This window comes from Pseudomonas sp. NFX224, from assembly GCF_048565165.1.
In the GTDB taxonomy this organism is placed as follows: Bacteria; Pseudomonadota; Gammaproteobacteria; order Pseudomonadales; family Pseudomonadaceae; genus Aquipseudomonas.
The window spans coordinates 758999-772087 of record NZ_CP183416.1; the positions used below are offsets into that span (position 1 = coordinate 758999).

At 61.2% G+C, this 13089-nt stretch carries 12 protein-coding genes; 4 read left to right on the forward strand and 8 right to left on the reverse strand.

Going from position 1 to position 13089, the window contains the following annotated elements; translation table 11 throughout:
• Positions 1 to 78: 78 nt before the first annotated feature.
• On the reverse strand, positions 79 to 798 hold the full coding sequence (locus tag ACNYC6_RS03275) for a cysteine hydrolase family protein (protein WP_416128151.1): 720 nt from the start codon (positions 796 to 798) through the stop codon (positions 79 to 81).
• A 151-nt stretch (positions 799 to 949) separates the two neighbouring features.
• Between ACNYC6_RS03275 and ACNYC6_RS03280 the strand changes: the two genes are divergently transcribed.
• Positions 950 to 1828, forward strand: a complete 879-nt coding sequence (locus ACNYC6_RS03280; RefSeq protein WP_419711059.1) for an AraC family transcriptional regulator — start codon at positions 950 to 952, stop codon at positions 1826 to 1828.
• Positions 1829 to 1849: 21 nt separating this feature from the next.
• Entirely contained in the window at positions 1850 to 2176 is a 327-nt protein-coding gene (locus ACNYC6_RS03285; protein WP_419711060.1) for an NIPSNAP family protein, read from the forward strand.
• 6 nt (positions 2177 to 2182) lie between these two features.
• On the opposite strand, the gene ACNYC6_RS03290 is transcribed toward ACNYC6_RS03285, so the two are convergent.
• From ACNYC6_RS03290 to speB, 7 genes are all read right to left on the reverse strand, one after another.
• Positions 2183 to 2767, reverse strand: a complete 585-nt coding sequence (locus ACNYC6_RS03290; RefSeq protein ID WP_419711061.1) for a hypothetical protein — start codon at positions 2765 to 2767, stop codon at positions 2183 to 2185.
• A gap of 1 nt (position 2768) precedes the next feature.
• The gene (locus tag ACNYC6_RS03295) at positions 2769 to 3539 is read right to left on the reverse strand and encodes a DUF2092 domain-containing protein (RefSeq protein ID WP_419711062.1); all 771 of its coding nucleotides are present in this window, start codon (positions 3537 to 3539) and stop codon (positions 2769 to 2771) included.
• Positions 3540 to 3612: 73 nt separating this feature from the next.
• Entirely contained in the window at positions 3613 to 4071 is a 459-nt protein-coding gene (locus tag ACNYC6_RS03300) for a GNAT family N-acetyltransferase (protein ID WP_419711063.1), read from the reverse strand.
• Between the two features lie 79 nt (positions 4072 to 4150).
• Entirely contained in the window at positions 4151 to 5839 is a 1689-nt protein-coding gene (gene betA, locus ACNYC6_RS03305; RefSeq protein ID WP_419712905.1) for a choline dehydrogenase, read from the reverse strand.
• A 17-nt stretch (positions 5840 to 5856) separates the two neighbouring features.
• A complete protein-coding gene (locus tag ACNYC6_RS03310; RefSeq protein ID WP_419711064.1) occupies positions 5857 to 7431 on the reverse strand; it encodes a purine-cytosine permease family protein in 1575 nt (524 codons plus the stop codon).
• A gap of 219 nt (positions 7432 to 7650) precedes the next feature.
• A complete protein-coding gene (locus ACNYC6_RS03315) occupies positions 7651 to 9162 on the reverse strand; it encodes an aldehyde dehydrogenase family protein (RefSeq protein ID WP_419711065.1) in 1512 nt (503 codons plus the stop codon).
• A 66-nt stretch (positions 9163 to 9228) separates the two neighbouring features.
• On the reverse strand, positions 9229 to 10230 hold the full coding sequence (gene speB, locus ACNYC6_RS03320; RefSeq protein ID WP_419711066.1) for an agmatinase: 1002 nt from the start codon (positions 10228 to 10230) through the stop codon (positions 9229 to 9231).
• A gap of 151 nt (positions 10231 to 10381) precedes the next feature.
• On the opposite strand from speB, the gene ACNYC6_RS03325 reads away from it, so the two are divergent.
• Both ACNYC6_RS03325 and ACNYC6_RS03330 read left to right on the forward strand, forming a co-directional pair.
• Positions 10382 to 11296, forward strand: coding sequence for a LysR family transcriptional regulator (locus ACNYC6_RS03325; RefSeq protein ID WP_419711067.1), 915 nt, complete (start codon positions 10382 to 10384; stop codon positions 11294 to 11296).
• A gap of 69 nt (positions 11297 to 11365) precedes the next feature.
• A complete protein-coding gene (locus ACNYC6_RS03330) occupies positions 11366 to 12874 on the forward strand; it encodes a sigma-54-dependent transcriptional regulator (protein ID WP_419711068.1) in 1509 nt (502 codons plus the stop codon).
• Positions 12875 to 13089: the final 215 nt, after the last annotated feature.

Below are 13089 nucleotides of genomic sequence, written 5' to 3' on the forward strand. Positions count from 1 at the left end.
GGAGGAAGTCTGGGCATGTTGCGGATCTCGCGCAGGCATGGCGGTGTCCCGTGTTGGGGTACACCGCCAGGTTGTGGGTCAGGCCTTGAGATAGTCCAGAGTTTGCGCCGTGGTCCACAGGCCGTTGGCGATGTAGCGGTAGTTGATCAACGCCGCCAGGTAGCCATCGCCTTCAGGGGTGGTCGGGCCGGCGGTGGCGTCACGCACCACGGCGACTTCAAAGCCCTGCTCCAGCAATTCACGCAAGTGCGACTCGACACAGAGGTTGGCCGCCATGCCCGCCAGAATGATCTGCGACACGCCATGCTTGCGCAGTTGCAGTGCCAGATCGTTGGTTTCCGGGCCGTAGACCTTGTGCGGCGACGCGATGATGGTTTTGCCGTCGAGGATGTACGGCTTGAACTCGGGCATGAAATCGGCGCCGGAGTTTTCAAAACCGTCGAGGGTCAGCGGGCCCTTGCGATCGAACATGCAGATGCTGTGCATGACCTTTTCCAGCGGCCCGCCGAACTGCCATTTGTGATCGCACGGATAGTAGTAATGCGGGGAAACCGCGACGGTGATGCCCGCGTCTTTGGCGGCGGCAAACAACTGGCCGAGGTGATTGACCACGTCATGTTCGACGACGCTCTTGCCGAAGACGCTCCAGCTCACACCCTCGGGGCTGAGGAAGTCGATCTGCGGGTCGATGACCACCAGCGCGGCGCGGGACAGATCAAGCTTCATGCCCGGATCCGGCAGCGCAGGCTCTGCCGGGTCAGCGTACTGGGGGGCGGTGCGAATCGGATCGTTACTCATGAGGGTGGACTCCGGTCGTGGACAAGAAAATCACTCTGCGTCGTGGCACCTGGGAGGGGTGTTGGTTACCATCGGCGAGAACTTCATCCTACGGTCGCGCCCTGCTCCCCTTTTGCCAGGACGTACAGCGTCTTTACCCGGGCGTCTTTAAATGGACATTCTTTCCGAATTCTTCGAACGCACGCACTTGCAGGGCCGACTGTTTTTTTCCGGTCCGGTGGACGGCACGCTGGTCCTCGACAAGCCGCCGGGCATGGCGTTTATCCATGTGATCAGTCGTGGTGGCATCGACATGGTTCAGCCGGGACTGCCGAAGATTTCGATCAACGAACCGAGCGTGCTGTTCTGCCCCAGCAGTTGCCGTTACCAGTTGCGGTCCAGCACGGCCGACGGCGCCGAACTGATCTGCGCTTCGTTCCAGTTCGGCCGCAACTCGTTGCAACCCTTCCCGCTCGGGCTCAAGGAAACCCTGGTCTTTCCATTCCAGGAACTGGAAAACCTCGCGCCGTTGATTGGCAGCCTGATCGGTGAATTCCAGGATCAGGCCCCTGGCCGGACCAAGGCTTTGAACCTGCTGCTCGAATACATTTTCGTGCTGCTGGTGCGGCGTTCGGTGGTAGAAGGAAAGATTTCCAGTGGCCTGCTCTATGCCCTCCAGGACGGACGCCTCGGGGCGGTGTTCAACCATATTCACCAGGAGCCCGAGGCGCTCTGGACCGTCGAGAAACTGGCCCGGCTTGCGAACATGTCGCGCTCGAAATTCTCGGCGTGCTTCACCCGGATCATGGACATTTCACCCATGGGCTACGTCACGGCGTGGCGCATGAAACTGGCCCAGGACCTGTTGCGCGAAGGGGTGCAGATCAAAGTGATCGCGGCGACAGTCGGCTACAGTTCGCAAGCCTCATTCTCCCGAACCTTCCTCAACGTGGTCGGCCTGCCACCGGCCGAATGGCTCAAGCGCGATGCCAGCGATCAGGATCGACCGCCGGTCACGGCGCGGGTGATCCGGGCCGCTGAAAACCTTTAACCCTGTCAGAGAGAAAAACCGATGGTCACGTGCTACCTGAAATATGTGCTCGATCCGTACAAGCTCGACGCGTTCGAGCACTACGGCAAGTTGTGGATCCCGCTGGTGGAGAAATTCGGCGGCCAGCATCACGGCTATTTCCTGCCGTCCGAAGGCGCCAACAACATCGCGCTGGCAATGTTCACTTTCCCCAGCCTGGCGACCTATGAACATTACCGGCAAGCGTCAATGAACGACCCGGAGTGCATCGCCGCGTTCAAATACGCCGAAGAAACCCGCTGCATCCTCAGCTATGAGCGCAGTTTCTTCCGCCCGGTGTTCGGTGAGCCAAAAGCGCAACAGGCTTGATCGACCTCAAGGCGCGTTGACCACGACATAAGTCACATCGCTGCCCTGATACTGCGGTTGATACCAGGTCGAGCCGCACTGCATGTAGGCCGTGTTGTATTGCATGACCTGCACACAGTTGGTGGGCATTTGCGCCGGCGTCATGATCGAGCCGACGACCGCGGCGGTCACGGCAACCGTGGCCGTCACCGCCGCTGCGGTGGCAATCGGATGGTAGTGATCGTCGTAGCCATACCGACCGTGCCCGTCGACATCGATGTCGACGTCGCGGTGGTTGTCGATGTTGACGTTGCGATTGACGTTACGGTTGCTGTTGTTGATGTGGGTGCGGTTGCCCACGTTGTTACCGGCATTGACCCGGTTGCCAGCGTTCACCCGGTTGTTAGCGTTGACCCGAGTGGCCCGTTGCGTGTTGCCGGTGTTGATGCGTTGCGCCCGTGGCGCACTGGGTGGTGGTGGCCGGTTCACTGAGGCCCGGGCGTGCCCTTGGGCACGTTGCGGCCGGGCATCGGCTTCGGCGATCAGGCCGATCGTCAGCGCCGAGGCGGTTACCAGGGATAACAACAAGCTGCATGACATTGCGCTGTTCATGTCATTCCCCTCCCTTGTCACTGGCTTTCTTCAAAGGAATGGACACATCGCCCTTGCCCGGTTTGAAGGTAAAGATCGAATCCTTGATGTCCGGCTTGAGGTTCCAGCGATAGACCGCGGTGTATTCCGGAAAACTCGCCTCATCGGTGGTGGTGATCACCAGTTTGCACGGCAACGGTTTTTCGGCGCGGGTGATCCACAACTGCCAGTCGATCCCCTGCTGCCGGAACGCCAGGTGATCGCAGAGCTTGCCGTTGATTGTCGATGGGCCGACGTACAGCGCCTCCTTCAAGGCATCGATCTGCGCCTGATCGCTACCGAACAGGAACAGGTCTTCCAAGGGCACCTGCACGCCGTAATAGTCCTCGATCCGGTGCAAGGTTTCAGACACTTTCGGCGGTGCATCGACCGTCGTGTAGTACTTGAGGAACGGCGAATACTGAGTCAGTTTCTTGCCGTTGTAGAAGAACTCCCGGGTCCTGACATCGCCCTCTGTCTTGGCATACAGCCGATCATGACCGACCACTTTCAGCACGTTGCTCGACTCGGTCTTGATCTTCTGCCCGGACTCTAGCACCGAATCCCGGGAGACTTCGGCGTCTACCTGAAACTTCTCCAGGCTGCGCAGGTGATTGCCCATGTCAATCACCTTGTCGACCACCTGCGGGTTAATCAAAGGCGTGTTGTCAGCGGCTGGCGGGTCCTCGGCGCGAGCGACGGGAATCACGGCCAGGGTGAATAACAGGCCGACAATGCTCATATGGACTTTCATGGATACCGCTCCTGGCCTGCGCACGTTCCTGGACTGAATTTTCAGCCTAGACCCCTCTTGTCCTGACCGCCATTCAGCGCTGTTTCAGATCCAGGCAATAGGTGGAGTAACCCGGGTCGCGCACGTAACCCAGCGACTCATACAAGCGCTGGGCGCTGACGTTGTCGGTGGCGGTTTCCAGGGTCATGCCCTTGGCGCCGGCCAATCGTGCAAAGTCGCGGGCGGTGTTCATCAGCAGCGTGCCGACGCCTTTGCCGCGGGCGGCGGGCGTGGTGAACAGATCGCCGAGCAACCAGGTGCGGTGCGCATCGATGGAGGAAAAAGTCGGGAACATCTGCACGAAACCCAAAGTTTCACCGTCGGCGTCCTCGGCATAGAAAATCACCGATTCGTCGCGGGCGATGCGTTCGGCGATGAACGCGCGCGATTGCGGCAGATTCGAAGGCTGAAGGTAAAAGCCCCGGTAGGCGTCGAACAACGGGGCAATTTTGTCGATGTGGGATGCGTCTGCGCGCAAGGCCTGAATAGCCATGAGGGTGCTCCATTGCGGTCTCATGGCTTTACAGCCTAGATCAAAAGCTCGCAGCCTGCGGCAGCGAGCTTTTTTGCCATCAGACCCGCACGTTACGCCCCGGCAATTCAGTGCGCTGACTGTTCTCCCAGTTCTCCACCAACCCCACCGGCACATCCGATGCCGGCAGCATCTTCACGCCACGCACCAGGTCCGCTGCGCGTTCGGCGAGCATGATGGTCGGCGCATTGAGGTTACCGTTCGGTTCAGTCGGGAACACTGACGAATCGATCACCCGCAACCCGGCGATGCCATGCACCCGCAACTCGGAGTCCACCACCGCCATGTCGTCCTCGCCCATGCGGCACGAGCCACAAGGGTGGTAAGTGCTCTCGAGGTTTTCACGCACGAACGCATCGAGGTCTTCATCGCTGGTCACCAGCGCGCCAGGGGCGATTTCGCCGTCACGGAAGCGGTCCATGGCCTTCTGGCCGATGATCTCGCGGGTCAAGCGGATGCAGCGGCGGAAGCCTTCGCGGTCCTCTTCGCGTTGCAGATAGTTGAAGCGGATTTCCGGATGTTCATACGGATCAGCCGAACGCGCCCGCACATAACCACGGCTTTTTGGTTTGTTGGGACCTGTAAGTACCATGAAACCGTGGCCCTTGATCGGCTTGTTGCCGTCGTAGCGCATCGCCGCCGGCAGAAAGTGGAACTGGATGTCCGGCCAGCGCAGGCCCTTCTCGGAGCGGATGAAACCACCGGCCTCGAAGTGGTTGGTGGCGCCCAGGCCATCCTTGAACAGCAGCCAGCGCAGACCGATCATCAGCTTGCTCAGCGGGTCCATTTTGCTGTTGAGCGTCACCGGTTCCTTGCAGCCGAACTGGATGTACACCTCGGCGTGATCCTGCAGGTTCTCCCCTACTCCCGGCAGGTCATGGCGCACGCCGATCCCGGCTTTGCGCAGGACTTCGGCCGGGCCGATGCCGGAGCGTTGCAACAGGTGCGGCGAACCGATCGGCCCGGACGAAATCAGCACTTCACGGTTGCAATACACCTGGTGATTCTGGCCATCGTGGTCATACATGACCCCCACCGCACGCTTGCCTTCGAGGATGATCTGCCGGGTCATGGCGTGGGTGATCACCGTCAGGTTCGGGCGGCCCATCGCCGGGCGCAGATACGCATTGGCGGTGGAGCAACGCACGCCGTTTTTCACCGTCATGTGCATCGCGCCGAAACCTTCCTGCATGTAGCCGTTGCAATCTTCGGTCTTGATATAGCCCGCCTCGGCGCCGGCCTCGACCCAAGCCCCGTACAGCGGGTTTTTCATGTGGTTGCCGTTGGTGGTGTGCAGCGGCCCGGTTTGCCCGCGATAGCTGTCGCCACCCGACTCATAGCGCTCGGCACGCTTGAAATACGGCAGGCAATTCTTGTAGCCCCAGCCCTGGGCGCCAAGGGATTCCCATTCGTCGAAATCCAGCGCGTGACCACGTATGTACACCAAACCATTGATCGACGACGAACCGCCCAGCACCTTGCCCCGAGGACAGTGAATGCGCCGGCCGTTGAGATAGGTTTCCGGCTCGGTTTCGTAGCGCCAGTTGTACTTCTTGGTGTTCATCGGGATCGAGAACGCACTGGGCATCTGGATCACTACGCTCTTGTCGCTGCCGCCGAATTCCAGCACCAGCACCGAGGTGGCAGGATCTTCGCTCAGGCGGTTGGCCAACACACAACCCGCCGAGCCTGCGCCAATGATGATGTAATCGTATTTTTGCGTGGTCATTCTTTGCGTGGTCATGGCTATCTCCCGACCGTCGATTCAGTGAATACCGGCTGTGGTTGCTGTTTGTGGGTCAGCGTGTCGCCAGTGGTGTATTGCGGGGAGGTTTTCTCGATGTGCTGGATCACGGATTCTTCGCGCTTCAGGTCGATCGAGCGGCTCAGCCAGTAGTACGCCAGCCCCGAGACGATCAACCCGACCAGCCAGGCGATGTCGATGCTGCCCAGCGCCTTGGCCAGCGGACCGACGTACACCTCGCGCTGCTCGACACCGTCGTAGATGTAGAAGAACGGGATCATCGAAATGAAGCCGATGGCGTAGGCGGCGATGCCGCGCAGGCCCCAACTGCCGTAGATGTTGCCGTGGGGCATGAAGAAGTGCGGGATGGCGTAGCGGCCCTTGCGCACGAAGAAGTAGTCGGTGAGGTTGACCGAAGTCCAAGGCACCAGGAAGTACAGCATCACCACCAGGTAGATCCCCAGCACTGAAAGACCTTTGCCCGAACTCTGGATGCTCAGGGCCACGCCCAGTTGCAGCAGGATCACGAACGCAATGGCGAGGATGCGTGCCTTGCGCGTGGGTTCGATGTGTTTGATCGAGTCGACACAGGTCAGCGTGGTCAGCTTGGCGCTGTAGATGTTCATCGCAATCACCGGCAGGAACGCCAGAATGGTGATGACCACCACCGCCGTGCCCATCAGTGGCGACACGGTGTTGCCGACTTGCCCGAGTGCCACCAGCACGTCAGTCGAGTGCAGGTGATCGGCCAGCCAGCCACCGACGGAAATCATCCACGCGCCGGACAACGACGCACCGAGGAACACCACCGCAATCAATTTTCCGCTGGAGGTGTTCTTCGGCAGATAGCGCGAGTAGTCCGAGACATACGGCGCGTAAGCGATGTTGTAACTGGCGGCGGCCGCGAACTGCGCGATGAATCCGGTCCAGTTGAAGCCCAGCGGCTCGCGGGCCACTTCGCCTTCGGCAAGCGCCGGCAGTACGGCGTCCGGCACCCAGCCCATCAACACCGCCAGGGTCACCAGACCGTACAGCGGCAGCGACAGGTACAACGCCCATTTGAAGCTGCGGTGCATCCAGTCATGACCAAGGATCGCCAGCACCGCCGCCGGAATGGTCACCGCCACCGCGATCACCGCGGGGTTGAAACCGAACAACGTGTGCAGCCCTTGCATCATCAACACCAGATTGACGATGTTGAAGCCGGCGAACACGAACAGCGTCGCCAGCAGCACCAGAATCACCCCGCGATAACCGAACTGCGCCCGCGACTGGATCATTTGCGGCAAGCCAAGGTGCGGACCCTGCGAACCATGGAAGGCCATGAACAGCGTGCCGAACATGATGCCCAGCGTGCCGGCCAGCGTGGTCCACAGCGCGGTGAGGCCGACGCTCGGGCCGACGAAGCCGATGGTCATGGTGAAGAAGGTGAAGTTGCCGAGGAACCAGAACGGGCCCTGGCTCGACAGCTTGTCGGTGCGCTCGTTCTCGGGGATGAAGTCAATGGAATGCCCCTCGACGACGGACTTGTCGTCGAGGGCGGACACGCTCGTGGCTGACTTGGCGTTAGTGTTCATGATGGACTCTTATTGTTGGAAGATCATGACGAGATAACCGCATTCATTCGGGTGAACGACTCCCCTGTGGCGAGGGAGCTTGCTCCCGTTGGACTGCGCAGCAGGCCCATTTTCAGGGCCGCTTCGCGCCCCAGCGGGGGCAAGCTCCCTCGCCACAAGTTCAGTGTTGCCCATGCCTACCTGGCGTTGTTGGAGATGCCTTTTGATTGTGAGGGCGTGTCAGCCTGGCAGCGTGATCCACACCGCCTTGGTTTCGAGCAGGTAATCGAGCTGCTCGGCGCCCAGGTCTTTGCCGAATCCGGACTGCTTGTAGCCACCGAATGGCATCGACGGGTCGAGGGTGCCGTGGGCGTTGACGTAGACCGAGCCCGCTTTCAGGCGTGGAATCAGGCTGTGCACCTTGCCCAGGTCATTGGAGTACAGCGCGGCAGCCAGGCCATAAGGCGAGTCATTGGCCAGGGCCAGCGCCTCTTCTTCGTCGTCGAACGGTGCGGTGACCAGCACCGGGCCGAAGATCTCTTCCTGGACGATGCGCATGTCGTTGCGGCAGTGGGCGAAGATGGTCGGTTCGACGAAGAAGCCGGGGCCATCCACCGGTTGGCCGCCGTAAACCAGTTCGGCGCCTTCGGCCTTGCCGGTTTCGATGTACTCGGTCACGCGCTGCTTTTGCAGGGCCGAAACCAATGGGCCGATGAAGCAATCCGGGTCCAGGCCCGGGGCTATTTTCAAGGTGCGCGTGTAGGCGATCAGCTCACGCAGGAATTCGTCATAAACACTGCTATGAATATAGGCCCGTGTACCGGCATCGCATACCTGCCCGGAGTTGAAAAACACGCCGTTGGCGACCGCTTGTGCAGCGGCCGGGATGTCCGCATCGGCACAGACGATGACCGGTGATTTACCACCGAGTTCGAGGGTCAGGCGCTTCATGTCATCCAGGGCTGCGCGGCCGACCGTCTGGCCGACCGGGGTCGAACCGGTGAAGGTCAGCTTATCAATGCCAGGATGGGTGGCCATGGCCGCACCGACCACGCTGCCGCGCCCGGTGACGATGTTGATCACGCCGTCAGGGATGCCCGCTTCCTGCACCAGTTCCGCGAAGCGCAGTGCCGACAACGAGGTCAGTTCAGCGGGTTTCACAATCACGGTGCACCCGGTCGCCAGCGCCGCGCCGAGCTTCCACGCCATGGTTTGCAGCGGGAAATTCCACGGCACGATGGCGCCGACCACACCGACCGCTTCTTTGCGGGTATAGGCCAGGTAATTGCCCGGCAGCGAAGGTTCGACGGTGCGCCCGTGGAGCTTGGTGGCCCAGCCGGCGAAGTAACGCAAGGTATCGACGGTGCCCTGGATATCGACGTCCTTGGCGAAGGCCACGGATTTGCCCATGTCGATCGATTCGATCTCTGCCAGTTCAGCGGCGTTTTGTTCGATCAGGTCGGCCAGGCGCTGCATCATGCGCTCGCGTTCGGCCGGTTTGGCCTGACGCCAGGCGCCACCCTCGAACTGCGCGCGGGCGGCTTGCACGGCGCGGTCCAGGTCAGCAGTAGTGCCCATGGGAATGCGGGTGATCAGGCCTTCGGTCGACGGTTCGATCACATCGGAGGTTTCACCGTTGCTGGATTCGATCCAGGCGCCGCCGATGAACATTTTCTGGACCTTGCTGAGGAAGGTCTGGGTGGCTTCGCTGACGCCGAACTTCTGCAGGTAACTTTTGACGATCGTGTCCATTTTTGTTCTCTCTGCCCGGCAGTCAGGTCCCGCCGGGTCACTGGTTTCGATGTTCAGGCTCGGCTCTTAAGCCAGCGACGCTTCACTCTCGGCGGCCGCCCGCACCTTGCCCCGCTCGTGGAAGATGAAACCGATGCTGTTGAGCAGCAGTTGCGCGGCGAGGATCGAGGTCATGCCGGTCGGGTCGTAGACCGGCGCCACTTCCACCAGGTCCATGCCGACGATGTTGCCTTTGCTGCGCTTGGCCAGGGCCTGGATGATTTCCAGCACTTCGTAGTAGAGGAAGCCGCCGTGGCTCGGGGTACCGGTGCCGGGGGCGATGGACGGGTCGAAGCCGTCGATGTCGATGGTGATGTAGTAGTTGATGTTCTGCGGGATCAGCGCCAGCACACCCTCGACGCCGAGGCGACGCACATCGCGCACCGAGAGGATTTTCGACCCCGCTTCATAGGCCGCTTCGTAGTCGTCACGGTTGGACGACGAGACGTTGCGGATGCCCATCTGAGTCATGCCGACGATGTGGTTCATTTCCGAAGCGCGGCGCAGCGGGTTGCCGTGGCCGTAGCGCACGCCGTGGCGTTCATCGACGAAATCCAGGTGTGCGTCGAAGTGAATGATGTGGATCGGGCCGCGGCCTTCAAAGGCCTTGATCACCGGCGCGTGCACCGAGTGATCGCCGCCGAGCACCACCGGCATCACGCCGGCATCGAGGATCTTGCGCACGGCGTATTCGGTGTTCTTGTTGCTGGTAGCCATATCGGTGTGAACGATGTCGGCATCACCGACGTCGACCATGCGCACGTCCGATGCGGTGAGGTACATCACGTCGTCTTCGTGGTCGTAGGCGCCAGCGTGGCCGAAGGAAAACAGCGTCGATGCTTCGCGAATCCCGCGGGGTCCGAAGCGTGCGCCGGAACGCCACTGGGTGCCCATGTCGTTGGGCACGCCGAGCACCGCGACGTCGGCATCCAGTGCATCCCAATCGGTGCACACCGGGGATTTGCCAAAGGTGCAATGACCTACGAATGGCAGGTTCAGGCGACCGGATTCATAACCGTTGTTCGACATTTCTAGCCTCTCCACTACTTGTTATCGGCCTGGCGGGCTGCAAGGCGACCGCCGTTGGAAAGACTATGGGCGCAGCTTTTCGTGGAAAAAATGCTAAACATCAGATACTCATATCGGCATTACCGATGCATCCACAGGCGGGAGGTTCCAGGTGATTCAACTGCACGATGTCGATCTGAAGTTGCTCAGGGTGTTTGCCACGATTGTCCGCTGCGGCGGTTTTTCCGCCGCGCAAGCCGCGTTGAACGCCGGGCAGTCGACCATCAGCGAACAGATGACCCATCTGGAAACCCGGCTTGGGGTCAAGCTGTGCCAGCGCGGGCGCAGCGGCTTCCGGTTGACCGAGCAAGGCGTGGCGATTCATGAAGCCACGCAGCGCCTGCTCTCGGCGGTGGAAAATTTCTGCATGGACGCCGACGTGCTCAAGCAGCACATCAGCGGCAAGCTCAATCTGGGGATTATCGACACCACGATCACCGACCCGGATTCGCCGATCCCGCGCACCACGCAGCGCTTCGTTTCCCGGGGCCACGATGTGCACCTGAACGTGTACGTCGGCACCCCGGCGGAACTCGAAGAACGCGTGCTCGACGGCCGCCTGCACCTGGCCATCGGACACTTTCCGATCCACCTGCCGGGGCTGCTGCAATCGCCGCTGTATCAGGAAGCCTTGGGCTTGTATTGCGGGCGGCGTCACCCGATGTATGGCAGCCAGGCCGAAGGCCAGGAACTGCTCGAAGCAGTCGCGGCCAGCCGTATCGTGGTGCGCGGCTACATGCAGCAGTACGACCTCGAACACTTGGGCGTGAGCAAGGCAGCGGCCACCGTGGACAACATCGAAGCCACCGCAATCCTGATCATCTCCGGCGCCTACCTGGGTTTTCTGCCGGAGCACTTCGCTGCGCAATGGGTCAAGAGCGGCGAGATGCACCAACTCGCGCCGGACAGCCTGCGCCTGAAGTCGCCGTTCGACGTGATCACCCGGCGCGGCGTGGCACCGCCGCCGATCCTTCAGGCGTTCCTTGAAGACCTGGCCGCCAGCGCACGTAAAACCGCCAACGGATAACGTGACACTCGCCAAATTCAAATTTCGCCCTGCATACTGATTTTAGTTCGCCCACCTTGCAGGTCTGTCATGCGCATCCACGTCACCTTCATCGACCGCGTCGGCATTACCCAGGAAGTCCTGGCCCTGCTGGGCGGGCGCAGTTTCAATCTGGACGCGGTGGAGATGGTGCCGCCGAACGTCTACATCGATGCGCCGACCCTCGACGCCGACGTGATGGAAGAACTGCGCGAAGCCTTTCTCGGGGTGCAAGGCGTGCAAGCGGTGACGGTGGTCGACATCCTTCCGGGCCAGCGTCGGCACTTGCAGCTCGACGCGTTGCTGGCGGCCAGTACTGACCCGGTGCTGGCGGTGGATGATCGCGGTCACGTGCTGCTGGCCAACCCGGCGCTGATCGCCCTGTGCGGTCGTGAACCGGCCGGTGAATCGCTGAGCGCTTTGTTCGATGATCCTGACTTGCAACGCAGCCTGATCGCTCACCATTTTCGCCTGCCGATGCACGAGATCAGCCTCGGCGGCCAGACCTTGCTGCTCGACGCCATGCCGGTCACCGATGCCGGCGCCCTGCTGACCCTCTATCAACCGAACCGCATCGGCGAACGCCTTTCGGCGCTGCATCACGATCACGCCGAAGGGTTCGACGCACTGCTCGGCGAGTCGCCGCCGATCCGCGCACTCAAGGCCCGCGCCCAGCGCGTGGCCGCGCTCGATGCGCCATTGCTGATCCAGGGTGAAACCGGCACCGGCAAGGAACTGGTGGCCCGCGCCTGCCATGCCATCAGCGGACGGCGTGACGCGCCGTTTCTCGCATTGAACTGCGCAGCACTGCCGGAGAGCCTGGCCGAGAGCGAGCTGTTCGGCTACGCCCCCGGCGCCTTCACCGGCGCGCAACGCGGCGGCAAACTCGGGCTGCTGGAACTGGCTGATCAGGGCACGGTGTTCCTCGACGAAGTGGGGGAAATGTCACCCTATCTGCAAGCCAAGTTGCTGCGTTTTCTGAGCGATGGTTGCTTCCGTCGCGTCGGCGGTGACCGTGAGGTCAAGGTCAACGTACGCATCCTCAGCGCCACCCACCGCGACCTGGAAAAAATGGTCAGCGAAGGGCATTTCCGTGAAGACCTGTTCTACCGCCTCAACGTGCTCAACCTGCAAGTGCCGCCGCTGCGCGAGCGCGGCCACGACATCCTGTTGATGGCCAATCACTTCATGCAGCAGGCCTGCGCGCAGATCCAGCGCCCGGTCTGCCGCCTGGCGCCAAGCACCTTCCCCGCCCTGCTCGGCAATCGCTGGCCGGGCAATGTGCGGCAACTGCAAAACGTGATTTTCCGTGCGGCGGCGATCTGCGAAAACCCGCTGGTGGACATCGACGACCTGGACATCGCGCGCACAGCGGTGGAGCGCAAGAACGACGGCGAGGTCGGCAGCCTGGAAGACGCCGTGGGTGACTTCGAAAAAAACCTGCTGGAACAGCTGTACCGCAGCTATCCGTCCAGCCGATTGCTGGCGGCGCGGTTACAGACTTCGCACAGCGCCATTGCGATTCGGTTGCGCAAATATGGGATTCCCGGCAAGCCCTGATACCCAACCAGAACACTCATCGCCTGTGGGGAGCGAGCCTGCTCGCGATGAGGCCGTGTCAGTCGATATCAATTTTGCTTGTCACACCGCCATCGCGAGCAGGCTCGCTCCTACAGGGGATGAGTGTTGTTGCTGAATTCGTACGCAAATCGATACAGCGTATCGAAATCAAGACAAAACCCTGTACGCACTGCAATGACGGTGTGCCCGCCCAC